This is a genomic window from Halomonas sp. IOP_14 (assembly GCF_021021315.1).
In the GTDB taxonomy this organism is placed as follows: domain Bacteria; phylum Pseudomonadota; class Gammaproteobacteria; order Pseudomonadales; family Halomonadaceae; genus Vreelandella; species Vreelandella titanicae.
In genome coordinates this window covers 25555-51862 of record NZ_JAINWD010000040.1, presented here as the reverse complement: position 1 = coordinate 51862, position 26308 = coordinate 25555, and the positions used below count along the sequence as shown (strand labels likewise).

General features: G+C 55.0%; 25 protein-coding genes and 1 riboswitch. Of the genes, 9 read left to right on the top strand and 16 right to left on the bottom strand.

From position 1 onward, the window contains the following. Positions 1-181 precede the first annotated feature (181 nt). From K7H09_RS19895 to K7H09_RS19875, 5 genes are all read right to left on the bottom strand, one after another. Positions 182-766, bottom strand: coding sequence for an HD domain-containing protein (locus K7H09_RS19895; RefSeq protein ID WP_041157804.1), 585 nt, complete (start codon positions 764-766; stop codon positions 182-184). Positions 767-885: 119 nt separating this feature from the next. Continuing rightward, a complete protein-coding gene (locus K7H09_RS19890; protein WP_041157803.1) occupies positions 886-1248 on the bottom strand; it encodes a DUF1304 domain-containing protein in 363 nt (120 codons plus the stop codon). Positions 1249-1538: 290 nt separating this feature from the next. Continuing rightward, on the bottom strand, positions 1539-1727 hold the full coding sequence (locus tag K7H09_RS19885; protein WP_022520619.1) for a 2-hydroxymuconate tautomerase: 189 nt from the start codon (positions 1725-1727) through the stop codon (positions 1539-1541). 372 nt (positions 1728-2099) lie between these two features. Continuing rightward, positions 2100-3287 (bottom strand): pyridoxal phosphate-dependent aminotransferase, encoded by a 1188-nt coding sequence (locus K7H09_RS19880; protein WP_039859267.1) that lies wholly within the window; start codon positions 3285-3287, stop codon positions 2100-2102. Between the two features lie 10 nt (positions 3288-3297). After that, positions 3298-3975, bottom strand: coding sequence for a TetR family transcriptional regulator C-terminal domain-containing protein (locus tag K7H09_RS19875; RefSeq protein ID WP_041157801.1), 678 nt, complete (start codon positions 3973-3975; stop codon positions 3298-3300). Positions 3976-4299: 324 nt separating this feature from the next. Between K7H09_RS19875 and K7H09_RS19870 the strand changes: the two genes are divergently transcribed. From K7H09_RS19870 to K7H09_RS19855, 4 genes are all read left to right on the top strand, one after another. Then, positions 4300-5070 carry an ABC transporter ATP-binding protein gene (locus tag K7H09_RS19870; RefSeq protein WP_027959865.1) on the top strand — a complete coding sequence of 257 codons (771 nt, stop codon included), beginning with the start codon at positions 4300-4302 and terminating at the stop codon, positions 5068-5070. 71 nt (positions 5071-5141) lie between these two features. Next, positions 5142-5918 (top strand): transporter substrate-binding domain-containing protein, encoded by a 777-nt coding sequence (locus tag K7H09_RS19865; RefSeq protein ID WP_009287214.1) that lies wholly within the window; start codon positions 5142-5144, stop codon positions 5916-5918. A gap of 66 nt (positions 5919-5984) precedes the next feature. Beyond that, positions 5985-6704, top strand: coding sequence for an ABC transporter permease (locus K7H09_RS19860; protein ID WP_027959867.1), 720 nt, complete (start codon positions 5985-5987; stop codon positions 6702-6704). A gap of 9 nt (positions 6705-6713) precedes the next feature. Next, complete coding sequence (locus tag K7H09_RS19855; RefSeq protein WP_041157800.1) at positions 6714-7544, top strand: ABC transporter permease; 831 nt, start codon at positions 6714-6716, stop codon at positions 7542-7544. Between the two features lie 153 nt (positions 7545-7697). Here the strand turns inward: K7H09_RS19855 and K7H09_RS19850 are convergent, their stop codons facing one another. Both K7H09_RS19850 and K7H09_RS19845 read right to left on the bottom strand, forming a co-directional pair. Then, positions 7698-8465 (bottom strand): class II aldolase/adducin family protein, encoded by a 768-nt coding sequence (locus K7H09_RS19850; protein ID WP_230805669.1) that lies wholly within the window; start codon positions 8463-8465, stop codon positions 7698-7700. A gap of 53 nt (positions 8466-8518) precedes the next feature. Next, positions 8519-9475: an NAD(P)-dependent oxidoreductase gene (locus K7H09_RS19845; RefSeq protein ID WP_230805667.1), complete on the bottom strand. Its 957-nt coding sequence runs from the start codon at positions 9473-9475 to the stop codon at positions 8519-8521. A 213-nt stretch (positions 9476-9688) separates the two neighbouring features. Continuing rightward, a riboswitch (TPP riboswitch) is annotated at positions 9689-9851 on the top strand. 89 nt (positions 9852-9940) lie between these two features. On the opposite strand from K7H09_RS19845, the gene tenA reads away from it, so the two are divergent. The 3 genes from tenA (at position 9941) to K7H09_RS19830 (ending at position 14510) form a co-directional block, all read left to right on the top strand. Further along, positions 9941-10624, top strand: coding sequence for a thiaminase II (tenA, locus tag K7H09_RS19840; RefSeq protein ID WP_230805665.1), 684 nt, complete (start codon positions 9941-9943; stop codon positions 10622-10624). Between the two features lie 31 nt (positions 10625-10655). Next, the gene (gene thiC / locus K7H09_RS19835) at positions 10656-12560 is read left to right on the top strand and encodes a phosphomethylpyrimidine synthase ThiC (RefSeq protein WP_009287210.1); all 1905 of its coding nucleotides are present in this window, start codon (positions 10656-10658) and stop codon (positions 12558-12560) included. A 240-nt stretch (positions 12561-12800) separates the two neighbouring features. Next, positions 12801-14510 (top strand): hypothetical protein, encoded by a 1710-nt coding sequence (locus K7H09_RS19830; protein ID WP_230805664.1) that lies wholly within the window; start codon positions 12801-12803, stop codon positions 14508-14510. Positions 14511-14644: 134 nt separating this feature from the next. Here K7H09_RS19830 and K7H09_RS19825 read toward each other — a convergent pair whose 3' ends face one another. The 5 genes from K7H09_RS19825 to K7H09_RS19805 form a co-directional block, all read right to left on the bottom strand. Further along, on the bottom strand, positions 14645-14830 hold the full coding sequence (locus K7H09_RS19825; RefSeq protein ID WP_039859265.1) for a CsbD family protein: 186 nt from the start codon (positions 14828-14830) through the stop codon (positions 14645-14647). A 123-nt stretch (positions 14831-14953) separates the two neighbouring features. Continuing rightward, a complete protein-coding gene (locus tag K7H09_RS19820; RefSeq protein WP_230805662.1) occupies positions 14954-16078 on the bottom strand; it encodes a DUF2955 domain-containing protein in 1125 nt (374 codons plus the stop codon). After that, complete coding sequence (locus tag K7H09_RS19815; RefSeq protein WP_230805660.1) at positions 16068-17129, bottom strand: HlyD family secretion protein; 1062 nt, start codon at positions 17127-17129, stop codon at positions 16068-16070. The genes K7H09_RS19820 and K7H09_RS19815 overlap by 11 nt, the downstream gene beginning before the upstream one ends. 232 nt (positions 17130-17361) lie before the next feature. Continuing rightward, entirely contained in the window at positions 17362-17874 is a 513-nt protein-coding gene (locus tag K7H09_RS19810; protein ID WP_027959874.1) for a porin family protein, read from the bottom strand. A 77-nt stretch (positions 17875-17951) separates the two neighbouring features. After that, positions 17952-18872, bottom strand: coding sequence for an EamA family transporter (locus K7H09_RS19805; RefSeq protein ID WP_230805658.1), 921 nt, complete (start codon positions 18870-18872; stop codon positions 17952-17954). A 186-nt stretch (positions 18873-19058) separates the two neighbouring features. On the opposite strand from K7H09_RS19805, the gene K7H09_RS19800 reads away from it, so the two are divergent. Together K7H09_RS19800 and pta are read left to right on the top strand one after the other, a co-directional pair. Next, entirely contained in the window at positions 19059-20243 is a 1185-nt protein-coding gene (locus K7H09_RS19800; RefSeq protein WP_230805657.1) for an acetate/propionate family kinase, read from the top strand. Further along, a complete protein-coding gene (gene pta, locus K7H09_RS19795) occupies positions 20240-22420 on the top strand; it encodes a phosphate acetyltransferase (RefSeq protein ID WP_009287205.1) in 2181 nt (726 codons plus the stop codon). Before K7H09_RS19800 ends, pta begins: the two co-directional genes overlap by 4 nt. An 88-nt stretch (positions 22421-22508) precedes the next feature. Here the strand turns inward: pta and cyoE are convergent, their stop codons facing one another. The 4 genes from cyoE to cyoB are packed head-to-tail and all read right to left on the bottom strand — an operon-like array spanning position 22509 to position 26308. Further along, positions 22509-23432: a heme o synthase gene (cyoE, locus tag K7H09_RS19790; protein ID WP_141439715.1), complete on the bottom strand. Its 924-nt coding sequence runs from the start codon at positions 23430-23432 to the stop codon at positions 22509-22511. Then, positions 23390-23710, bottom strand: coding sequence for a cytochrome o ubiquinol oxidase subunit IV (gene cyoD / locus K7H09_RS19785; protein WP_022520636.1), 321 nt, complete (start codon positions 23708-23710; stop codon positions 23390-23392). Before cyoD ends, cyoE begins: the two co-directional genes overlap by 43 nt. A gap of 1 nt (position 23711) precedes the next feature. Beyond that, the gene (cyoC, locus tag K7H09_RS19780; protein WP_009287203.1) at positions 23712-24332 is read right to left on the bottom strand and encodes a cytochrome o ubiquinol oxidase subunit III; all 621 of its coding nucleotides are present in this window, start codon (positions 24330-24332) and stop codon (positions 23712-23714) included. After that, positions 24332-26308: a cytochrome o ubiquinol oxidase subunit I gene (gene cyoB / locus K7H09_RS19775; protein WP_009287202.1), complete on the bottom strand. Its 1977-nt coding sequence runs from the start codon at positions 26306-26308 to the stop codon at positions 24332-24334. Before cyoB ends, cyoC begins: the two co-directional genes overlap by 1 nt.

Genomic DNA, 26308 nt, shown 5'->3' with positions numbered 1-26308 from the left:
GCGGGTGCTGCGCTTAATGTTTGAATTCAGGATCTCAAGGCAATGCATTCGGCCGCATCGTCAGGTGTTGCCATCCTGTATGCAACTTTCATTAGGAGCTCCATTTTAGTGCTTGGTTGTAGATCTAACGCCGTTCAGCACGCGCGGCTACGAAATGAAGGCGTCGCCGTGACTGACCTGGTTAGGAGTTCTTTAGCCAGCCTTGATCCACGGCGTACTCAACCTTTGAAATAAACCAGTCGTATATTTCTGGGTTTTCCTGCTCTATGAACCCATGCATTTTCAGCACTTGGCTCTTCCGTATGCCATGGTCTCTCCAGGCACGACCCTCGCTCGTTACATTGTGCAGAAAGGGTAATAGACGGTCGATGACTTTCAGAAGCCTTGCTTCCTTAGTTTCCCCAGTCTCTTGCTCTTCCCAGAGCTCTGGAAGAGCTCCGATTGGGTTACCGGGATGAGAAGCCAGTTTCTCGATATATTTACGCTCTTCAATGTGGGCATCATTGCGGTTTGCGCTATAGAGAAATGTATCTCCTGCACCAATCTCACCAAGATCATGCACCAGGGCCAGTTTAAGTAATTTTAAGAGGTCAAAGTCTTCCTGTGACTGCTCCGCAAAAGCCCAGCAAGCCATCGCTAGGTGCCACGAATGTTCTGCTGAGTTCTCAGCTCGCTCTCCACCGTTGATGTAGGTTTTGCGGTTTACCGATTTTAACGCATCAAACTGAAGTAAAAATTCCGATATCTGAGTGACTTTTTTGGTCACGTACTCCTCCTAACTCCGAGCACAGCGGCGACCTTGGAATGGTGACGAAGGAGCCATGTAAAGGGTATCCGGCGGTCGCAGGCCGCGTACTGATGCGAATTGTTATGGCGAACCTGCACTTAATGATTAGCGAAAAGAACTAAAAGCAAGCCAATTGCGCCTGGCAATGCCTGCACAAATAGAATTTTCCGGCTTGCTGTTGCTGCACCGTAGATTCCGGCCACAACAACGCACGCCAAGAAATATAACTTGAAATCGTATCCTGCCGCACCTTGAAAGATACCAACCAAAAGACCGACTGCAATAAAACCGTTATAAAGACCTTGATTCGATGCCAAAACTTTTGTCGTTGCGGCTTGCTCTTTGGAATGACCAAAGACTTTAAGGCCCATCGGCTTATCCCAAAGAAACATCTCCAATATCAAGAAATATCCGTGGAGCAAAGCTACCAATAACACTACCAAATCAGTAATCATTGCCATGTGCACTTACCTACTTTTGAGACATAATTGAGCTTATGTAGCCACCAAAATTAACTCTACCCCATTGATTCTTCAGGTAGCAAAGAAAATTTCGGCAGTACACCCAAGATTCGGGTGCTTGCGTGTTTTGCTCAACTCGATAACGCTGTATATATAAGCACACATTTTGTAGGGAGCGGCCCCTATGAAACTGATGGAGCGGGTGAAGGCTACCCTCAGAATCAAACGCTATACGGATTCAATATCTCGACTTGCCCCACTGATCACCATTGTCCATTCGGGAAAGCTGCTCAGGAACGATCAGAATGTAGCTTCCCACCTTTGGCCCAATGCTCATCATCAAAATTTTGAAGGAAGATTGTTACTGCCTCAGGGCTGGTTCCATATGCTTCTGAAAATGCTTCGGTTATACGCTTAACTAAGAGCTCACGTTGCTCTTTAGTCCTGCCTGGAGACTGCTGAACGGTTACGATTGGCATATAGATCTCCTAATAAAATCAAAGATATATATAGGTTTAAATGAGGCACCCTGAGCAACCTTATTCAACCTGACGGCTCTTCCACTGAAGTTCTATCAACTATATTTTGACTCTACTCCACTCTTTCACAACCAAGCAAAGCCTAATTCGGCAGTATCAACCTTCCCCTTGCATTTCCCCCACCCGCCTCCTGCACTCCACCAACAAAAAGCTTGACGGGGTGCCAGTGATATCAGGCTGGGATCGCGCAAGGTGAGCATTTTGCTGCCAAGCGCTGATCCCGCTAAACCTGATCCGGCTAATGCACTGCCTGTGCAGACACCGGAGTAGGGGGTTAAATATCACAGTCAACGCATTCTTATATCTTGTCTGTTACGCCTCAAGGTGATGCCCTTCCAGGCTTCGACAAAGCGCTGCCAACCTGTCGACCGCCTGCATCAACACTTCATCCGGCACTGTCAGCGCCAGCCGAATTAGAGATGTAGCACTCTCGCCAAAGGAAGCGCCCGGCATCACCGCCACACCCTGCTCTTCGAGAAGGCGCCAAGCGAAGGCCTCGCCGTCCATACCTGTTTTGGAGATATCGATCATCAGGAACATGCCGCCCTGGGGCAGGCTTGAAGACAGCATGGGGATTTGGCTGATGGCTTCGTGCAGTAGTTTGGCGCGACGTCCCAGCGCTTCGCGCAGACGCTCGGCGGTATCGAAATGCTGGCGCAGGGCTACCTCGGTCATGTCAGCGATAAATGGCTGGTTGCCAAACAACATGGTTTCAGAGATGGGCAGCAAGCGGCGCGAGAACTCCACCGGCCCAATTGACCAACCACTACGGAAACCAGTTGCCGCATGGCTCTTGGAGATCGATGACACCACCACGGTTCGCTCTCGTAGGCTGTCGATTTCCAGCGGTGAGACAAAATCACCGTCGAAAATCAACGCTTCATAAACCTCATCACAGAGAATCCACAAATCGTGCTTGATACACAGCTCGCCCAGCTGCACCAAGGTCTTACGATCCAACACCGCGCCGGTAGGATTGTGCGGAGTATTGAGCATTAGCACCCGACTTTCCGGAGTAATAGCGTCGGCCAGATCATCGGGCTGCATGATAAAACTATTCGCCATACGCAGCGGTACCGGTTGTAAATGCGCACCTGCCGCGCGAATAACCCCTTCATAGGTGGCATAGTACGGGTCGCCACTCAACACACCATCGCCTTCACCGACCAGTGCCAGAATGACAGCGAACAATGCAGTTTGGGTGCCGGGAAAACACAGCACGTTCTCTTCGCTGATAGAAGGAAGGCGTGGTGCATAGGTGTCGATAAGCGCATCGACCAATCCCGGTTCACCACGCCCGTTAGAATAGCGCGTTCGCCCCGCCCGCAAAGCATTGATGCAGTGTTCGACAAGAGCCGGATCTGTGGTGATATCCGGCTCACCGATGCTCAGTTCAATGACCTCTTTGCCTTTGGCTTGATGCGCTCTGGCGGCATTGTGCACCGCCCATTTGTCACCGCCAAGTTCATAAAGACGGTCGGTAATCGCTGCGTAGCGCATGAATAAATCCCTATTGTGTTGCGGGTTGAGAAGACGATTTGTCGACAGCGACATACTGCATCAGTGTGTTATTGGGCAGCGCTAGAATGCCTTCGGCGGCGCTCAACGCGATCTTAGGTAGCAACGCTGTGTCATATAGGCCGTGACCCAGCCCCCCTTCAAGCCACAGGCCATCAATCAGCGCATTCAGCGCAATAGCGTAGTGTTTACAGGTAACGGGGTCTGCCGGACGCTCCAGCGCTAAAAGTACCGGATGGATCAATGTTTCCAGCAAAGCCAGGAATTCTCGATAGCTTTCGCGGTGGATATCGGAATATTCCGGCTCGGTTCGCACGCGACCAATGAAGGTTGCCCACAGTGCGACCTTTCGAGACGACAGGTTCGGCGAGGTTACGTTAGCGACGATAAAGCGTGCCAAGCGCCGCTCTGGCACTTCGCCCGCTTGCTCAGAAGATTCCTCGGCTTCACCCGTCAGTTGGCCAATCAGGTAGGCATAAGCAGCACTCACCATGGCATCTTTAGAGCCGAAGTAATGCCTAATCAGCCCAGCCGTTACCCCTGCACGTTCGGCCACACGACGCGCGCTGGCACCATTCATTCCGTGCTCAGCAATACATTGCAGCGTGGCTTCGAGTAAGCTGCGCCGCCGTGCATCCATAGACCAGCGCTGAAATGATTTCCTACTCATAATTCCCTTCGTTTCCGCTAAGAAACATCCGCCTAGGCATTTAATGCCACGTAAATTACTTCACAGGATCTACTTCGCATTGTTTCCAGCACATAAGTTAAGCAACTGAATAACCTTGTGAGATCAATACAAAACCTGCCTCAACAGTCGATCACCAACAGCAACCGACTCACCTTTCGTTGAACATTGATGCTTTGAATCTGACCGTACTTGGCTTACAGTTATACTGTCGTATAACAAGGAACTAATTGCAAGCGCCTGCTAAATGATGAAGATGTTTCCCCTCCGGGAGGCAGATGGGCGCCCCCAGAGACGAGACAATCAATGGCAAACGTACCTGCAATAGAGATCCGTGATCTTCACAAACAATTTGGCTCTCTCAAGGTCCTCAAGGGTATCTCCCTGACCGCACGCCAAGGCGATATCGTCGCCATCATTGGTGGATCAGGCTCGGGAAAGTCCACACTACTTCGCTGCATTAATCTGCTGGAGCGCCCGACCTCGGGCGAGATAGCTATCCAGGGTGAACCCTATCGCATGAAGGACGCCCGCCATGGCGGTCTTGAAATCGCAGACCGTCGCCAGGTTCAGCGTATTCGCGCTCACCTCGGCATGGTTTTCCAGAACTTCAACCTGTGGCCACACCGTACGGTTCTGGAAAACGTGATCGAGGTGCCTATTCATGTGTTGGGCATGAAGCGCGACGAGGCCATTCATCGCGCTGAGGAACTACTCAACCGAGTGGGACTTGGCAGCAAGAAAGACATATATCCGGCCGTCATGTCCGGCGGGCAACAGCAGCGCGCAGCGATTGCTCGCGTGTTGGCCGTCGACCCGCTGGCCATGCTGTTCGATGAGCCCACATCAGCACTCGACCCGGAGCTGGTCGGCGAAGTGCTAACCGTGATTCGTGACCTAGCAGCCGAGCATCGCACCATGCTGCTGGTGACTCACGAGATGGCGTTTGCGCGTGATGTGGCCACACATGTGGTGTTCCTGCGAGAGGGCATAATCGAAGAACAGGGCCCTCCTGATCAGATTTTTGGTGACCCTCGCTCACCGCATTTGAAGCAGTTCATCAGTTCGGTGGCCTGACCGCCACCGATATCCCACCACTCCTGCAAACAATCTGGAAGACAACCCCGAAAACAACAGAGGTAATCCCCATGTTCAAGACATTCACTGCTACCGCCGGCCTTATCGGCCTGAGCATTTTCGCTGCCCCTGTGTTGGCAGATAGCTACAAGATCGGGCTATCCGCAGAGCCTTATCCTCCCTTTTATGCACCAGATGCCAGCGGCAACTGGTCGGGCTGGGAAATCGATTTCATCGAGGAGCTGTGTGACCGCCTGGATGCCAAGTGCGAGATCAAGCCAGTGGCCTGGGAAGGCATCATTCCGGCCCTGAAAACCGGCAAGATTGACATGATCATCGGTTCAATGTCGATCACCCCTGAACGTGCCGAACAAATCGCTTTCTCGAATAAGTATTACTCCAGCCCCACCGGCATCCTGGCACGCAAGTCCACTGACATAGAGCCTACTCCCGAAGGCCTGGAAGGCGCCTACCTGGGCATTCAGTCGGGCACCAACCAAGAGCAGTATGCACGCAAGCATTTCGCGGATAGCGCCACCCTTAATGTCTATCAAACCCTCAACGAAGAGCTACAGGATCTGGTCGCTGGCCGTATTGATGCCATCGTCGCCGATACCCTGGCGGTACAGACCTTTATCAACTCTGAGACCGGCCAATCCTGCTGCGAATACCGCGGCGAGGTGGCCAGCGACCCTGAACTCATGAGCGAAGGCATGGGAGTAGGCCTGCGCCAGAGTGATACCGAACTTCGCGAACGGGTCAATTCAGCCATCGACGCGATGCGCGCCGATAGCACCTATGAAGAAATTAGCGCCCCTTACTTCGACTTTGATATCTACGGCAGCTAATCCCCACCAGCAAAGGCCGCCCACCCAGGCGGCCTTTGCTTTCCAATTTCACAAGGACAAGCCACTATGACGACTGTCTTCGATTTAAGCTTGTTGGCCTATGAGCCTCCCGGCTGGGGCAAGGTGTTGCTCGTCGGGTTCATGCGCTCGATCCAGCTGGCGGCGGGTGGCTATTTGCTGGGTATCCTGATCGGCATCGCAGGTGCCGCTGGCAAACTGTACGGCAACAAGGTCGTTCGCGACCTGTTTGAAATCTACACTGTGGTCATTCGTGCCGTGCCCGAATTGGTGCTGATGCTGCTGTTCTACTATGTTGGCACCGATCTTTTAAGCCGTGCTTCAACCGCCATGGGGTTTGGCAGCGTCGATATCGACGGCCTGACCGCCGGGATTCTGGTAATAGGCTTGGTACAGGGCGGCTATGCGACCGAAGTCTTTCGCGGGGCCATTCTCGCCGTCCCCCGCGGGCAGACCGAGGCGGCCCACGCCTTTGGCATGTCGCCCGCCCAGGTGCTGCGTCGGGTCACGCTGCCAGCAATGACACCACATGCCCTGCCCGGCATGGCCAACCTGTGGATGATTGCCACTAAAGACACCGCCCTGCTTGCCGTCATCGGCTTCAGCGAGCTCACACTGGTCACCCGGCAGGCCGCTGGCGCTACGCAGCATTACATTATGTTCTTTCTGGCCGCGGGCGTGCTGTATCTGGCGCTAACGCTGATATCAAACGTGGCCTTGCGCCGCTTCGAACGCTACGCACGGCGTGGTCTTGTCTCTACACGCTGAACTCAAGGAATGCCTGTGTCTGACCCTCAAACTCTGGCGTCGCTTACCCGCCCGTCGCGAACGCCCACGTTAACCAAACTGCCGGGCCTACTTGAGCCTCACCGTATTATCCTGCTTTTGATATTCATCGTCGGTCTGGTGGCCGCGATTCAACTGATGGACTGGAGCTGGCTACCCCGCTACTTGCCCAAGCTCTGGGAAGGCCTGCAGATGACTTTGATCATGCTGGTATCCAGCGTGGTGGTGGGCTTTCTGATTGCTTTGCCTTTAGGGCTTGCGCAGGTCAAAGGAGCGTGGCCGCTGCGATGGCTAGCCACCGGCTTCTGCACCGTCATCCGTGGCACGCCACTGCTACTGCAGCTGTGGCTGTTCTATTTCGGGCTGGGAGCGCTGTTCGGCCAGTTCCCGGAAATTCGTGACTCCTGGGCCTGGGACTACCTGCGCCAGGCCTGGCCCTATGGTTTTATTGCCCTCACGGTTTCATTCGCCGCCTATCAGGGTGAGGTTATGCGCGGTGCCTTTGCCGGTGTACCGCATGGCGAGCTGGAAGCCGCCAAGGCTTTCGGCATGTCGCGTCGCAAGGTTTTTAGCCGCGTATGGTTTCCGCGTGCTGTTCATCGTGCTCTACCAACGCTGACGGGCGAGATCATCCTGCAACTGAAATCCACACCGCTGGTTGCCACCATCACCGTGATGGACTTGTATGCCGTCATCACCCAGGTACGCCAGACCACTTACCTGACTTACGAACCGTTACTCTTCCTGGTCGCCGTCTACCTCTGCCTGAGCGGCGTCTTGATCGTTGGGCTGCGCTGGCTGGAAAACCGCGTACCACACTAACGGTCACTGGCCTGTGCGAGCATCACGTTTGTCAACGCTAATTCAGGACGTGGTATAACCGAAAAGGGGCCGTCCAGCAGCCCCTTTTTGCTTGTATTGATATTCGTATAGTTCTGATACTGGCTTGCTTGCCGTGCTGGCAACCGCGCCGATTTAGTCTTTATAGCTTGGATCCAGCGCCTCAAGCGTGCGCAGGTGCGCGGCCCATTCGAGTTCAAGATCGCCGTCTTCATGAATAGTCTGGTCGTATTGGCGCGCCACGTGGCGCGCCACCTCTTCTGGCACCAGCCGTAAGGGCTGGCCAGTAGACTGCGCCGCCACCTGTAGCTCACAGGCACGCTCAAGATAAAACATATTGTTGAACATCTCTGCAGCCGACGCACCGGTCGTCAGCAGGCCATGGTTACGCAACACCAATGCGGGGTTGTCGCCAAGGCTTGCCACTATTCGCTCACGCTCAGCCAGGTTCAGGGCAATGCCTTCATAATCGTGGTAAGACACCCGTTCGTGAAACTGCAGCGCAATCTGGTTAAGCCGTGTTTCAAGGCCCGACTCCAGCGACGACACCGCCACGCCAGCGCGCGTGTGAGTATGCATCACCCAGGCCGCATGGTGGCTAGCAGTATGAATCGCGGAATGGATGGTGAAACCAGCCGGATTCACTTGTTCTGGGCTGTTATCAATCTTATGGCCATCAACGTCAATCTTCACCAGCGAAGAAGCCGTAATCTCCTCCCAACGCCAACCGTAAGGGTTGATCAGGAAACGTCCCTTCTCACCAGGCACCCGCGCGGTAATATGGGTGTAGATCAGATCCGTCATGCGATAGTGGGCGGCCAGACGATAGCAGGCTGCCAGCGCGATGCGGGTTTCTTGTTCGGCGTTGCTCGTCGTGGTGCGTTGAGACTTATTGAGACTCATCAGGTGTTCCTTTGCAGCAAAGTGATTGTCATGCAACGTGGTTAGCGTTTACGTCAGTAACCGCGCGCCCGATCAACGCCCATGGCAAGCGGCTGCCCATCGCGAAGGGCGCGGGCGGTGTCGACAACCTGCCCTGCGACCACCTCTGGCAACGAATCACTAGCAATGTGTGGCGTGATGCGTAGGCACTCATGCTGCCAGAAGGGATGATCCGCAGGCAGCGGCTCTGCACGGAACACATCCAGGCTCGCCCCACCCAAATGGCCGTGTTCGAGCGCTAGGAGAAGATCGTCCTCGACCAAGTGCTCACCCCGACCGATCTGCACCAACCAAGCGTCTTTGGCGAGCTTCGCGAACAGCGCCTTGTTAAGCACGTTTTCAGTGGTAGCCGTCAGTGGCAGCACATTGATCAGATAATCGGCGCCATCCGCTGCCGCCATGACAGCCCCGTCACCTGTCAGATAGGTCACGCCTTCAACCGGGGCTTGTGGCTCGCTGCGGCAGGCTACGTGTACAGAAAAGCCAAGCGCGGCCACCGCTTTCACCACGGCGCGCCCCATGGTGCCGTGTCCCAGCACCGCCACCTTTCTTGATGCTGGCGCGCGCATCGTCAATGGCGCCCAATGCGCCTTGGCAGCATTTTGCTCCAGGGTGGTGAACTCACGCTCACGATGGAGCACCTCATGCGCGGCAAAACCCGCCATCAAGTCGGCCTGATGTGGATCCCGCACCCGGGCGATATGTACTTCATCGCTCAGGCCAGGATGCGCCAGCAGGGCATCAACACCGGCACCGATAGACATCGCCAGCTCAAGATTAGGATAGCTCTCGAAAGCCTCGTCATTGGGCAACCAGCAGATCGCAAAACGCACATCTTCGGGGTTATCGATCTCATGGGGATGGCGCAGGACGACATCACTCGCTTCATCGCGCAAGGCGTTACCATAAATGGCATCAAAGTCGAGCGAATCACTGAGATAGACGCCTAAAATCGAGTTCGTGTTGGTCATGCAACTTCCTACGGTTCACATTCGAAATAGCAGTGGCTGTAAAACAGCCACTTGTTACTCAACTGTATAATAATTCACGTACCGATGCCATGAAACGCCATTACAGCACCTAAACTCTCATCGCTGTAATGATGCTAATAAATTGTTTCCCGATAACTTTCCATGTCATACACCCTTGCATCTCCCCCACCCGCCTCCTACACTCCACCAACGAACAGCTTGACGGGGTGCCGGTGAAATCCGGCTGAGATGGCGCAGGGCGTAGCAATTAATGCTGCCGAGCGCTGATCCCGCAGAACCTGATCCGGCTAATGCGCTGCTACTTACACAAGTTCGCAGCGAGGGTACCGGCGTAGGGATCAAGCGATGGCCACGGCTGCTCTCTCACGATCGCACGCTGCCCTTCTGCGCCACTCCCTCGATCTTTTTCGCCCCCCCCTCCGGATCATTACCACCGGAGGCATCATGGGCTACCGCTTTACTGATCTCACCACCGCCTGCCAAGACGATTGGCGCGCCTATATTGAGCACGATTTTGTGCGCCAATTGGGCACCGCCACGTTGTCTGAGGCGTCGTTTCGCCACTATTTAAAGCAGGATTACCTGTTTTTGATTCACTTCGCCCGTGCCTACGCGCTGGCTGCTTATAAAAGCCCCACACTCGCCGATCTGCGCCAGGCCCACGAAGGCTTGAAAGCCATTGTGGATGTGGAGTTGGGCCTGCACGTGGGCTTTTGTCAGGAGTGGGGGATTTCCGAGCAAGAACTGGTGGAGCTTCCCGAAGCCAGGGCCACCCTGGCTTACACCCGCTATGTATTGGATACCGGCAACCGCGGCGACCTGCTGGATTTGCACGTGGCGCTAGCCCCCTGCCTGGTGGGCTACGGCGAAATCGCCAACTGGCTAAACGCCCAGCCTTCCACCCTGCGCGGCGCGCAAAACCCTTACGACGCCTGGATAGCCATGTACGAAGGCGAGGAGTTTCAGGCCGCCATGCAGGCGGAGCTTGAATGGCTGAATATCCGCCTTGCCGACATTACCTCCGCCCGCTTTGCCGAACTGAGCAAGATCTTCCGCGACGCCACCCGCCTGGAAATCGACTTCTGGCAGATGGGCCTAGAGCTGATAGACCAAGACCTCACCCACTAATTCAGCAAAACAACACAAGGAAACGACAGTAATGACTAAGACCGTAACAAGCAAAACCAGCCACTTTTTAGCCGAAACCGCCCAGGTCGATGCCGCCGCCATTGCGCCGCTGCCCGGCTCACGTAAGGTATATATCGAAGGTTCGCGCCCGGATATCCGTGTGCCGTTCCGGGAAATTTCACTGTCGCCGACCAAAACCACCGGCATTGATGAAGAGAACCCGCCACTGCTGGTGTACGACACTTCAGGCCCCTATAGCGATCCGGATGCTAACAATGACCTGCGCCGCGGTCTGCCGGAACTACGCCGAGCCTGGATTGAAGAGCGTGACGATACCGAATTTCTATCAGGCCCCACGTCTGATTACGGCAACCGCCGCGCCAACGACCCGACGCTTGCCCAGCTGCGCTTTGATCTAACCCGCACACCACGCCGAGCAAAACCGGGCAAGAACGTGACCCAGCTGCACTACGCCCGCCAGGGCATTATCACCCCGGAAATGGAGTTTATCGCCTTGCGCGAAAACCAGCGCCGTCAAGCGCTAGGTACCGCTGAAGTAGAGCGCATTCTGGGCCATCAGCACAAAGGCCAGAGCTTTGGCGCCAGCCTGCCGGAAGAAATCACCCCTGAGTTTGTGCGTGATGAAGTCGCCAGAGGGCGGGCGATTATTCCCAATAACATCAACCACCCAGAAAGCGAGCCGATGATTATTGGCCGTAATTTCCTGGTCAAAATTAACGGTAATCTGGGTAACTCAGCGGTGACTTCTTCTATCGAAGAAGAGGTAGATAAGATGACCTGGGGCATCCGCTGGGGCGCGGACACCATTATGGATCTCTCCACTGGGCAGAACATCCACGAAACCCGCGAGTGGATTTTGCGCAACTCGCCGGTGCCGATTGGCACAGTGCCTATCTATCAGGCGCTGGAAAAGGTCAAAGGCGTGGCCGAAGACCTCACCTGGGAAGTCTTCCGCGATACGCTGATCGAGCAGGCCGAACAGGGCGTGGACTACTTCACCATTCACGCGGGCGTACTGCTGCGCTATGTGCCGCTCACCGCCAAGCGGGTCACCGGCATTGTCAGCCGCGGCGGCTCGATCATGGCCAAATGGTGTTTGTACCATCACCAGGAGAGCTTCTTGTACACCCACTTCGAGGAGATCTGCGAGATCTGCAAGCAGTACGATGTGGCGTTCTCCCTCGGTGATGGCCTGCGTCCTGGCTCAGTGGCCGATGCCAATGACGAAGCACAGATGGCGGAGCTAAAAACCTTGGGCGAGCTGACCCATATTGCCTGGAAGCACGATGTGCAGGTGATGATCGAAGGCCCCGGCCACGTGCCCATGCACCTGGTGAAAGAGAACATGGATAAGCAGTTGGAATACTGCGACGAAGCGCCCTTCTATACCTTAGGCCCGCTGGTAACCGATATAGCCCCCGGCTACGACCACATTACCTCGGGCATTGGGGCGGCGATGATCGGCTGGTTTGGCTGCGCCATGCTCTGCTACGTCACCCCCAAAGAGCACCTGGGCCTGCCCAATAAAGACGACGTCAAAACCGGCATCATTACCTACAAGATTGCTGCCCACGCGGCGGATCTCGCCAAGGGCCACCCGGCAGCGCAGCGGCGGGATAATGCACTCTCTAAGGCACGCTTCGAGTTCCGCTGGGAAGACCAGTTCAACCTGGGGCTAGACCCGGATACTGCCCGAGAGTACCACGACGAAACCCTGCCCAAAGACTCCGCCAAGGTGGCGCACTTCTGCTCCATGTGCGGACCAAAGTTCTGCTCCATGAAGATCAGCCAGGAGGTGCGTGATTACGCCAACGAACATGGCCTAAACGGCGATCAAGAAGCGGTGATGAAAGGCATGGAAGAGCAGGCAGAGAAGTTCCGCAACAAAGGCAGTGAGCTGTATCAGGAAGTTTAAAATAGCGACTTACTGAACAGCATTGTGACTATATGTGGCCCTTGAGTCTTAGCAAAACTCAAGGGTCACATTAATATCTAATCGCCACAGGCCAGCCACTGAATTTGCTCTAACAGTATTTAAAAGTAATTACCGTCCAAGTAGATTAATTATACATTGCTCGTGTATGATTCTCATTTGCGCAGCGCTCTGTTACGGCGTTCTATTTAAAACCAACACCATTCAAAGAACCGATTCCAGATGAAAACCAAACTTTCCTTGGCGGTAACCGCGGCTCTGCTCAGCGCAGGCATGTTAACCGGCTGCAGCGATGATAACGAATCAACGTCAGCAGCCACACAGGAGGAAGCGCCGAAAAATAATGCAGCTCCCATGCTGAAATATATTCCGGCTGACTCTCCCTACTTCATGGCAACACGTGAAGCAATGCCTGAACAAGATGCTTTTGATCGTTATCAACGCATGCAGCCCAAGGCTAGCATTGAGTCTAGTCTGGATGAGCTACGCGAGACACTGCCCGAGATAGACGATGAAGTGATGCATTCGTTGATGACGGTATTGATCGCCATGAGTGAAGAGCTAGTCGATGTTGAAACGCTGGACGATGTCCATGCGCTGGGCCTGAAAATGAACCCTCAGGCCGCCCTCTATGGGTTGGGTGTCTTGCCTGTTTTACGTATGCAACTGCAGGATGAAGATGCCTTCCGCGAAACGCTGCAACGCATTTTGACCAAAGCAGACATTAACCTGAGCACGGCCACCACCAACGACACTGAATACTGGGTGCTGACGCCTGAGGGGCCCGTCAAGGCGATTCTAGCCATTGACGACCAGCAACTGCTGGTGTCTGTGGTACCACAGAATGCTAGTGACGAGCTGCTAGCACAAGTGCTGGGCAACACCCTGCCCGACAGCAGCATCGGTGATACCGATGCACTGGCAGAGCTTGAAAAGCGCCATGGCTTTACACCTTACGGCGCGGGGAAAATCGACTCCTCACGCCTACTTAATGAGCTGAGCACCCCCACTCACTCAGGTACTCAGGCACTGATGGAAGCGGTTGATGCCGAGCAATTGGATTTATCCGCCTGCCAGGCAGATATCGACCGTATCACGAACCGCTTCCCTGGCCTTGTAATGGGCTCGCGCGAGAACGATCTTGACCGCATGGAAATGAACCTGATTCTAGAAACCGATGAGGATATTGTCAGCGACCTGCGCACTCTGACGACTCAGGTGCCGGGCCTAGGTAGCACAGAAGGTATGGCCAGCTATGGCTTAGGTCTGAACATGCCGCTGTTGGTTCAGACCGTTCAGAAATATGCTCAGGAAGTGCGCCAGAACCCCTTCAGCTGTGATGAACTACAAGATCTGAACAGCTCCTGGAATGAGATCAACATGGCGATTAATAACCCGATCACCATGATGATTGGTCAGTCACTATCTGGCTTCAGAGCTCGTATCAACAGTCTGACAATGACAGACGGCGAACCTACCATGACGGGGCTCCTGACGCTTGCTTCACAAAATCCTCTTTCCCTGCTTTCTGCCGCAAGCTCTTTCGCGCCGGAGTTAGGGACTCTAGGGCTTGAACCCGGTGGGGAAGCCAAGCAAGTCGAGAGCATGATGCTGCCCCCTGAGGCACCGGAACTCTACGCCGCCATGTCTGACACGGCTATTGTACTGGGCGCTGGTATCAGTGATTCGGCGACACTGCAGAAAGAGCTGGAAGCCCCTGCCTCAGAGCGCAATCTGCTTGTTCATGGACACATAACAGGCGAGTTCTACCATTCACTGGCCGACTTTGTGGAACAGATACCATCAGATGATTTGTCAGCGTCCGATATTGATATGCTCAAGCAATATGGTGACATCTACAAAAACATGGAGTACTGGTTCAGAGTAGATGACGCTGGCGTGGAAATGAGTTTATCGCTGGAATTAAACTAAGATCAGGCCGCTTCAATAATGCGAAAAACCTGCTAGTGGGTTAGCGGTTTTTTCGTTTGAGCAAGACAACTGTTTAAAACCACTTAAACGCCAACAGGGGGCCGAAGCCCCCTGTTGGTATCAGTGTTACATAACTAGCGCTGTTTTTTCTGGCTCTCCTTGGCGTCGCCTTTGCCTTTTTGCAGTTCGCCTTTAGCCTGCTGGGCCTTACCTTTGGCTTCAGTTTTAGCGCTTCCTGTTGCCTTGCCCGCGGCTTCTTTCACTTTTCCCGCTGCTTTGTTGGCCGTTCCTTTCGCTTTATCTTCTTTACCAGTTGCCATGACGAACACCTCTAATCCGTTAGTAGGGAAAACGCCGTGTGTGAAAGGTGCGAGTAGCACGGCTAATCACACGTCGACACATTCATCAGAGTAGCCTTTATTAAAAAAGTTGCGCTAATTAATTTAGGCCGGGTTGTTGGCGGGTAACCGCGTTGGTGCCCAGCGGTTCAACACGAAGTGCAGGGAAGCCATAGCCAGAAGCGTAAGAACCAGTGCCACACTCATGGAAGAGAAGCGATAGAGCGCGCTATACACCAGATCCTGCTCCGGGCCTAACGACTGGCCAAACAGAATCCCCAGAGTGGTCAGTCCACCAAAGCCAATCCCTGAACCGCCCCCTTCATGGATATGCTCCCGAGCGAAAAGCATTAACCCCAGCCAGTAGAGCAACACCACCAGCAGGAAATGGTGGCTCTGTGTATATAAGAATAACTGCATTAATAGAGCCAAGTTGCACCCTAGTAGGGTTCCTATGGCTCGCTTACCGGCTGATACTTTCGCTCCAGAGTACCCCAGCGTAAACAGCACCAGGATGGTCGCCATCTGCGCAGAGAGCGACCCTTGCAAGTCGAACATCTGAAACACTACAAATGAGAGCGTGGCGGTTAATCCACCGATTAAAGTTTCATGGCGAATTTGCGAGGGTGTTTTGGTAACCCTGGGCGGCGGTTTGCGGGCTTCCACGTCGGGAAACAGCGTATGCATCAGCATGGCAATAAACACCGCCAAACCACTGGCGACGATATTACAGGCCAGTAAATCGCTCAAGTCCACATTGGGGTAGCTGGCGAAGTGAAGCAGAATGCTGAGCGTCAGCACACCGTTGGCGCCAAACAGAAACAGCGGCCCTTTCGCCATCAGGTTAAAGCGAAACAGAAAAATGCCCATCACCACCAGGGTCATCACCACCGGTATATGTTTGAGTAACCCCACCACCAGGCTGACTTCAAGCACGTTAAGCGATACGTTGGCTAAAAACTGGCGAATAATATGGCCATTCAGAATCGGCACCATGCCCAGCAAGAACATCGGGAAAACAGTAAAAAACACCCCGTAGTTCCAGCCCATTAGCTGGCTGACCACAAACCCCAGCGTGCCACCACCGGCCACCCGCAAGCACTGACGCAGGCCGTTTTGGGTTAACACCGGGCGAGCAGTTCGCTGGGCATTAGCCCCGCCGCGCCTCCCCCACCAACCTTTAAACGGGGTCAACAACAGGCGCTTAATATACGGGCTCTTAATAAACATAGTGCAACCAGCTGATCAGATGTGCCTGTAACCACACAAATGGTTTGGCCAAAGCAGCATCTCCTGGCTGAAGCTGCACCGTGGCGCGGGCGCCGCTGGGTAATAAATTCGCGATTGGCTGAGTTAGCACCAGGTGTACACGCATCCGCTGGGCATCGCGTATCCAGCGATCGGTGGTGGGAATATCAGCCAGTTGACCATCGGCAGCCAACTGTCCTTCACGAACACCGGCATCCATGGCGAGCACTTGCGCATCAAATACCTGGCCTGGCCAAGCATCAAACACTACTTGCGCTGCGTCACCAGGTGTCGCATGGCGCAGGCTCTTTTCGCGAAAATCGGCAATGACATCTATCGCATCCGCCACTACTGCTACCGCTGGCTGCCCCGCCTGAACGTAGTCGCCTACATCTAGCTGCAGGTTGGAAACACTTCCGGCTTGCGCGGCGCGCACCTGGGTATGAGCAAGATCCAACTGCGCCTTGGAAAGCGCATTGTCTGCTTGGCGCAAACGCAGATTCGTCTCACCGGCCTCGCCCAGTTGCACTTCCAGGCTGACGATTTTAGCCCTGGCTGCCGCCACACTGGCCTGTGCGGTACGCTCAGCAGCCACCTGCTGTTCGTACTGTTGGCGCGATACGCTCTGCTGCGCCACAAGGGTTTCAGCACGCTGAAGTTCTCCCCGACGCTCGGCAGCCGTTGCCTCAGCGGACGCCAGCTCCGCTTGGGCAGAGGTAAGCTCTGCTTCCAACCGGGCATTCTCCCGCTCGGCCTGTTCGCGATTAAGCTGCGCCTGCTCAACGGCTAATCGAAATGGCGCCGGGTCGATCTGAAACAGCACATCGCCTTTTGCTACATGCTGGTGATTACTGACCAGCACCTCACTCACTGGGCCGCTGAGTTCGGGCGCTATTCGCGTGACCGGCCGCATTACTCTCGCCTCGGGCGTCATAGGCATAAAGCTATCGGCCACCAGAAAATAGATAAAAAGCAGTACAAAGGTAGCAAGGGCTACCCTCACCCATCGGGCAAATATTTGATCGGGGGTCATGCAGAGCTCACTTGTTAGCCACCAGGAAACCACCTGGCCAGCGCCTCTCAACGGGCGCGCATCGTGTAGGGAATCACATAGGGGACTTTAGTCTAACAATCAATTAGCGCGCTAACAATATATCTATGTCTATCTACTGCTACATAAACGCTCTCTACAAGCCTATAAACAAAAACCCCATGGCATAAAGGCCATGGGGTTTAGTCATTCGCTACGCTGTTACGCTAAGGATTTAGAACCGGTAGCGTAAACCTACGCTTGCAGCATCAAAGGAGTAAGCTGATTTATCCAGGTAGCGCATATAGTCCGCGCTGAGGGAGAGGTTTCTGGCCACATCCATCTCAGCGCCTGCGCCGTAGGAGAAGTCGCTTTCGCTGTCGCCGCGGTCAAACTCTACTTCCGTAAAACCCGCCAGGCCATAAAGACGTACTTCAGGTGCTATGGGAATAATCCCTTTAGCATAAGCACCCGCTACATAGTCTAATTCGGCACCACCGTCGGAACCGCCCGTACCTAAATGACCTTCAATGCCAAAGTAGTCATTGAACTGGGCACCGCCGCGCAGGCGTAAGCCTACGTCATCACGGGACGAGCCTCTGTCTGGATCCAGACTCCAGAACATGGCATCAGCGCCCAGGTAAGCTTGCGGATAACCGGTAGACTGTTGTGCTTGAGCAGTGGTTGCAAATGCGCCTGCACCCACCAGGAGTACCGCCGATGTAAGTGACAACATGGACATCTTCATAGCTTGCACCTCAGTTAAAAAACAGTGTTTCCTTACACATTTGTATTGTGATTCATAACTATGAAGAACGCAAACATTTACCGCCCCTTGGATAAGCTCAGCACGACAATACCGCCAACGACGACTGCCCCACCTACCAACTGGCCGGGGCTAAGCATTTGCCCCAACACGAAGTAACCCAGCACCAGGGAGGCAACCGGCTCGATATTCATCACCGGTGCGTTGCGTGCCATATCGAGTCGCGGCACAAAAATAAACAGCGTCGAAAACGCCGAGCCATACAGCAGACCAAGCAGCGTCAGCCCTAGCCAGCCGGTACTGTTATCCGGCAGGCTCATACCCCCTGGCACTACACCGGCGATTCCGCCAATGATCATGACAATAAACACGGTCTGCATGGTCAACAGGCTGCGCAGGGTGCTGCCCACTCCTGCAAGGCGGTGCTCGGTAACCCACAGCGCGCAGGCAAATACGAAGGCCGCCATTAATCCAAAACCAATGCCTGCTATCCACCCCGGCCCCATGCCATCGGCGCTGGCAATCCATGAGGGAATATCCAGCACCACCAGTAAGCCGATTAAAATCGTGCCCATGATCAGACAGCTACGCAGAGTAGGACGCGGGCCGCCCAACGCCCAACTGAGCAGCGCCAGCTGAATAGGAAAGGTATTGACCAATAGCAGTGCGATCACCACAGGCAGCCTGGCCACCGCCGAGTAGAGGCTAACGCTTTGGATCGCAATCAGTAGCCCCACGGTCAGTTGCCACGGCCAAGATCCCGCGGGCAGCCACAAGCGCTTTTGCTGCACGATGACTAGCGCCACTAAAATCAGGCAGGCAACCCCCGAGCGGGTTAATACCGCCAGTAACAGACCGGTGCCATTATCAAACGCCAGCCGAGCTGAAACGTGATTGGCGGCGAACATGGTGGCCACGGTCATCATTAACAGAATGGCCAAATGGCGCGGCAGTAGTTTCGGCAAAGAGGACGCTGACATAAGAACGGTACGGCTCGTTATAGGGGTGAAGGTGTAAGATGGCGAGTAGCCAGGTAGGCAAAGATCCCAGCATGCCAAGCTTTTGCCTAGAAGGCTAACGAAAGCCTGACGCTGCTTTTGCGCGCCGCAACATGTTAAACTAAAGTCTACCCCTTTGCTCAATAACCTCCTAGCGAAAAGGTTTTTATGAACGCACCGGTGCTGGTCATTAACTGCGGTTCCTCCTCTATTAAATACGCGTTGATTGATTCCGACCCTCAGGCACCGCGACTTGAGGGCATAGCGGAACGCTTGGGTAGCGAGGATGCACGCCTCAAGGGCAAAAACAGCGCCGGTGATCGTTTCAGCCAACCACTTCCTGGCGCTGACCACACCCAAGCACTTAACGCGATCCTTGAGCGTATGGAGGGCCGATTACCAGCGGCGGTGGGCCATCGCATCGTGCATGGCGGCGAGCACTTCACCCAGGCCGCACTCATCGACGCTAGTGTCATTGCGGCTATCCAAACCACCGCAGCACTTGCCCCCCTTCATAACCCAGCAAATTTAGCGGGTATTGCGGCGACCCAGAACGTCTTTCCTGAGCTGCCCCAAGTGGCAGTGTTCGATACCGCTTTCCACCAAACCATGCCGCCGCGTGCTTACCGGTACGCACTGCCAGAAAGCCTCTACGCTGAGCATGGCATTCGCCGCTACGGCTTTCATGGCACCAGCCATGCTTATGTTAGCCAGCGGGCGGGCGAACTGAGTAGCCGTGGCACAGGCGGCTGGCTGACTGCCCACCTGGGCAATGGCTGCTCCACCAGCGCGGTTTGGAACAATCAAAGCCAGGATACCAGCATGGGCCTTACCCCACTGGAAGGCTTGGTGATGGGCACCCGCAGTGGCGACGTTGACCCTGGCCTGCACGCCCACCTGCACCGCCAACTGGGCTGGTCGCTAGACAAAATCGACGACGTGCTCAATAAAGAGAGCGGCCTACTGGGCCTTTCAGGCTTAACCAACGACATGCGCGAAATTGAGGAGGCTGCTGAACAAGGGCACGCCACCGCACAGCTGGCGGTAGAGGTATTCTGCTACCGGATCGCTAAATCTCTGGCGGGGCTCTCCTGCGCCCTGCCCCAGCTTGATGGGGTTATTTTCACCGGCGGTATCGGCGAAAACTCGCCGATTGTACGTCGCCGTGTGCTCGCCCTATTGCCCCACTTCGGCTTTGCGCTGGATAACGACGCTAACGAAGCGACTATCCGCGGCAAAGAGGGCAAGCTAGATAGCGCCAGCCATGAAGGCCCCCAGGTGTGGGTGATCCCTACCGATGAAGAAGGCCGCATTGCCATGGAAACCCGCCACTGCCTAGAGACACGTGTATGACTCACCCCGACCAGCCACAAGCGATTCTGTTAGTGCCGACCAGCCAGGGCGTCGGGCTTACCTCCGCCTGTCTGGGGTTAATTCAAGCGCTGGATACCATCGGTCTGAAAGCCGGGTTTTTAAAGCCGTTTATGCAGAACGAGCTGAACGGCCCAGGCCTGGATCGATCCACCGCATTGGTTTCCCGGGCACTCAATCAGCGCCCGCCTTCGCCGATTTCCCAGGCTCGCCTTGAGCGCTTGCTGCGCGACGACCAAATCGATGAGCTGATGGAAAATGCCGTCGAGCTCTATGAACAGGTTGTTCAACAGGCCCACCGCGATGGCAGCACCCTAGACCTAGTCGTGGTAGAGGGCGTAGTGCCCACTCAGCACACCACCTACGCCACCCAAACCAACGCCCAGCTCGCCAACGCGCTTAATGCGCGAATTATTCTTGTCGGATCCGGTGATTTAAACGAGCCCCAGGCGCTGGCCGAGCAGCTTGATATGCACGCCCGCAGCTTTGGCGGGGTTAGCTCCAGCCGCACGCTGGGCGGCATTTTGATGCGCATGAAAAATCTGCCCTACGCGCAGGAAGATGATCTTTCTGCAGCACCGGGCACCTTCAAACCGCAGTTGGAAGAGTCAGTGCTCGCTGAGCTGCGCCAGTACTCCCCCGCCCTGGCGACCGATAAATTCCACCTGATTGGTGTGGTGCCTTACAGCAAAACGCTTAGCGCCCCGCGCACCCTGGATGTGGCCCGGGCGCTTAATGCCAAGTTGTTGAACGAAGGCGAGGCGGCCAGCCGTCGGGTACTCTCCACCAGCCTCTGCGCCCGCAGTGCTGCCAACGCACTGCATATTTTCACCCCGGGTAGCCTGGTAGTGGCCTCCGGTGACCGCGACGATGTGGTGCTGGCCTCAGCGCTGGCGACCATGAACGGTATTCAGCTAGCGGGCGTACTGTTGACCAACGGCTTTATGCCCAACGACAGCATGATCGAGATGTGCCGCCCCGCGCTCAAAACGGGTCTACCGGTCTTGGCAGTAGAAACCGACAGCCTGACCACAGCACAGCACCTCAGCCAGCTAAGCAGCGAAATCCCTATGGACGATTTCGAGCGCGCCGAACAGGTGGCCCGTTACGTCGCAGCCCATATGGATCTTGAGTGGTTGAAAGCCCACCTGAGCAGCGGTTATACCCGCCGCCTTTCACCTTCAGCGTTTCGCCACCAGTTGGTTAAACTTGCCCAGCTGGCTAAAAAGCGCGTAGTGCTGCCGGAGGGGGACGAACCGCGCACCGTAGAAGCGGCAATAATCTGCCAGCGCCGCGGCATTGCCGACTGCGTACTGCTGGGTAAGCGCGACGATATCGAAAATGTAGCGCGCAACCGTGGGCTGACACTGCCAGAATCACTGACGATTGTTGACCCTGAAAGCACCCGTGCGAACTATATTGGCCCGATGGTCGAGCGTCGTCGTGGCAAACTCAACGAGCTAACCGCCGAAGCGCAGTTGCAAGATAACGTGGTGCTCGGCACCATGATGCTGCAGTTAGATGAAGTCGACGGACTGGTTTCCGGCGCTGTACACACCACCGCCAACACCGTGCGGCCCGCCTTCCAGTTGATTAAAACCGCGCCGGAGTATAATCAAGTCTCGTCGATCTTCTTTATGCTGCTGCCCGAGCAGGTGGTGGTCTACGGCGACTGCGCGGTGAATCCCGACCCAGACGCTGAAACCCTGGCCGAAATCGCCCTACAAAGTGCCCGCTCCGCTGAAGCCTTCGGTATAGAGCCACGTGTCGCCATGATCAGCTACTCCACCGGCGACTCCGGCACCGGCGCGGATGTGGATAAAGTCCGCGAAGCCACCCGGATTGCTAAAGAACGCGCGCCGCACCTGGCCATCGACGGCCCGCTACAGTACGACGCCGCCGCTATCGAGAGCGTGGGCAAACAGAAAGCCCCCGACTCGCCAGTGGCAGGTAAAGCCACCGTGTTTGTGTTCCCCGACCTCAACACCGGCAATACCACCTACAAAGCAGTGCAGCGAAGTGCCCGCGTCGTGAGCGTTGGCCCCATGCTGCAAGGGTTGAACAAGCCAGTGAATGACCTTTCCCGCGGCGCACTGGTCGACGATATCGTTTACACCATTGCACTAACCGCCATTCAGGCCAGTCAGCGGGAAAGCTGAGTTACAGAAACTTTCCCTAGCCAATAAAAACGCCCCAAGCAGATAACTGCTTGGGGCGTTTTATTAACGGCTTAACGGTATGTGAGGGCTAAACCCACATCGGCACCATCGATTCCAGCACCATGACTAAACTCATCGCGGTGATGGTAAGGATAGAGACGCCAAACACCTTTTTGGCCCAGCGCACATCGTCATCTAAACGGTAGCCGCGCAGTGCCAAGTAGAGCCAGTAGCCGCCCATGGTCAGCGCCACGCACAGATATCCCGCGCCCGCTTGGCTGGCCAGCCCTAGCGCCAACGAGGCGGGTATAAACGCCACGATGTAGCCCAGGATATGGTGTTTTGCCATTTTCACTCCGCGCACCACCGGCAGTACCGGAATCGACGCGCGGCGGTAATCGGCGTAGCGGAAGATCGCAATCGCATAGGAGTGCGGCATCTGCCACAGACAGAAAATCACCAGCAGCATGATCGCACCGCTGTCGAACTGCCCCGTGACTGCACAGTAGCCCACCACTGGCGGCATGGCACCGGAAAGGCTACCTACCAAGGTGCCGTACTCTGAGCGGCGCTTCATATAGAGGCTATAAAGCCCCACATAAACGCCCCAGCCAATGACCGCCAAGGCAACGGTTAACCCGTTGGTGCCCAGCGCCAGACACACCACTCCCGACACACCCAGCAGTGCCGAAACGCCCAGTGCCTGGGTAATAGAGATGCTGCCTCTTACCAGAGGGCGATGGCGCGTACGCGCCATCAATGCATCAATATCGCGGTCAATAACGTTGTTACACGCACAGCCCGACGCGATGATTAACGCAATCCCCACCATGACCGAGACAAAGCTGAGCCACTCGAACTGGCCTTGGGCGGCGAGAAAATAGCCGCCTAGGGTGGCAATCAGGTTGCCGCCGATAATGCCCGGCTTGGTCAGCTCGAGCAGATCCCGCCAGCGGCTGGGCGCTGAGATTAGCCGATCATCATGTTGAGATGCAGATGCTGCATGATCCACAGCGAGCCTCCTACCACTAGGACGAGAATCGTCAGTGTGAAGACGAAGGACATCAGATTCCAGCCTTCGTCGGCTTTGGTACTCATATGCATAAACATGACCAGTTGCACCAGTATCTGCAACACCGCGGTCACGGCTATCACAATCACGGTAGCCAATACGCTAAAAGCGCCACTCATCACCACCGCAAAAGGGATAATGGTCAGTATCAGCGACAATACCAGTCCTGTCACATACGACTTAACGCTGCCATGGGCATTGGTTGAACTTGCACTCATCTCACAACACTCCCATCAGATAGACGAATGAGAAGACACAGATCCAGACAATATCGAGGAAGTGCCAGAACAGGCTTAGGCACAAAATCCTCGGCCGGGTCATATCGTTCAACCCTTTGGTGTAAAGCTGTACCAACATCACCAAAATCCAGATCATGCCAAACGTAACGTGCAACCCGTGAGTACCGACTAGGGTAAAGAAGGCCGATAAAAAGCCGCTACGGTCCGGACCGTACCCTTCATGGATCAGATGCTGGAATTCATAGACTTCCATCCCCAGGAAGCACAAGCCCAGTAGAAAGGTAATAATCAGCCACACTTTCACTTGGCCAACACGGTTGGCATGCATTGCCAAAACGCCCATACCGAAGGTGAAACTACTGATCAGCAGTGCAAAGGTTCCGAAAAGGATCAAAGGTAATTCAAAGATATCAGCGCCAGTTGGCCCACCCGCCGTGCCCTTCATCAGCACGGCGTAAGTGGCGAACAGTGACCCGAAGATCACCAAATCGCTCATTAAGTAGACCCAGAAACCAAACAATTTCGTGCCCGAGGCATCGTGATGCTCTTCTTCGTGCTCTACCGGGTGGTGCGAGCTATGATTTAGCGTATCAGTCGACATTACGCTTGCGCCTCCACGCGTTGTTGATGCTCACGTTCGATTCGCTCAACTTCAGCAGCGGGAACGTAGTAGTCGATATCGTCGTTAAATACCCGTGCCATAAAGCTGATGAATACACCCACGGCGCCGACGCCGGCTAACCACCAGATATGCCACACCAGCGCAAAGCCGATGACCAGCGCAAAGAAGCTGATAACTGGCCCGGCCACGGTATTACGAGGCATATGAATATCGGTATAGGGGGCTTCTTCAAGCTGCTCTTCGCTACGCTGCTTTTGCGACCAGAAGCTGTCGATATCGCCCACTTCCGGCAGACGTGCAAAGTTGTAGAACGGCGCTGGAGAAGAGGTTGACCACTCCAAGGTGCGGCCATTCCAGGGGTCGCCGGTGACATCAGCGTTCTGTTTGCGGTCACGAATACTCACCCAGAACTGGATGATGGTGCAGACAATGCCCAGCATAATGATTACCGCGCCTACCCAAGCCAGAATCATCCACGGCTGCCATTCGGGGTTGGCGTAGGACTGCATGCGGCGCACGGCACCAAAGAAGGCCAGTACGTAAAGCGGCATAAAGGCGACGTAGAAGCCGATAAACCAGCACCAGAACGACCGCTTGCCCCACTTTTCGTTCAAAGTGAAACCGAACGCTTTGGGGAACCAATAGGTAAGCCCCGCCATCATGCCGAACACCACGCCGCCGATAATAACGTTGTGGAAGTGCGCAATAACGAACAGGCTGTTATGCAACACAAAGTTAGCTGCGGGCACCGCCAGCATAACGCCGGTCATACCGCCTAGGGTAAAGGTGATAATAAAGCCCAGCGTCCATAGCACCGGCGAAGTGAGTTCCAGGCTGCCGCGGAACATGGTGAACAGCCAGTTGAACACTTTCACCCCGGTAGGAATGGCGATGATCATTGTCATAATGCCGAAGAAGGCGTTGACGTTGGCGCCCGCCCCCATGGTGAAAAAGTGGTGCAACCAAACCACAAACGAGAGCAAGGTGATCGAAATGGTCGCCCACACCATGGTGGCGTAGCCGAACAGCCGCTTACGGGCAAAGGTCGCAATCACTTCAGAGAACACGCCGAAGGCTGGCAGAATCAGGATATAAACTTCCGGGTGGCCCCAGGCCCAGATGAGATTGACGTACATCATCATGTTGCCGCCAAAATCATTGGTAAAGAAGTGCATACCCAAATAGCGATCCAGCGTTAGCAGCGCGATGGTCGCGGTCAAAATTGGGAAGGAAGCAATGATCAGCACGTTGGCGCACAGCGAGGTCCAGGTGAAGATCGGCATGCGGAACATCGTCATGCCTTTGGTGCGCATTTTAATGATGGTCACGAAAAAGTTAATACCGGTCAGCGTGGTGCCTATACCGGATATCTGCAACGCCCATATCCAGTAGTCGACCCCCACCCCGGGACTAAACTCGATCCCCGATAACGGCGCGTAAGCGAGCCAGCCGGTTTTGGCGAATTCGCCCACCACCAGCGAGATATTGACCAGTATCGCGGAGACCGCAAACAGCCAAAAGCTTAAGTTATTCAGGAAAGGGAAAGCAACGTCGCGGGCACCAATTTGCAGCGGCACCACCAGGTTCATCAAGCCGATGACCATGGGCATGGCGACAAAGAAGATCATAATCACGCCGTGGGCGGTAAAGATCTGGTCGTAGTGTTCGGGGGGTAAATAGCCCGCTGCATCCCCGGCGGCCATCGCCAGCTGGGTGCGCATCATTATCGCATCCGAGAAGCCGCGCAGCAGCATCACCAGAGCGACGATGAAATACATAATGCCGAGCTTTTTATGGTCAACGGAGGTAAACCACTCGTTCCACAGCCAGCCCCACTTACGGTAATAGGTGATTAAACCAAACAGTGCGATCCCACCAATGGCCATAAAGGCCGCGACGACCATGATGATCGGCTCGTGGTAGGGAATTGACTCTAACGTGAGTTTTCCAAACAC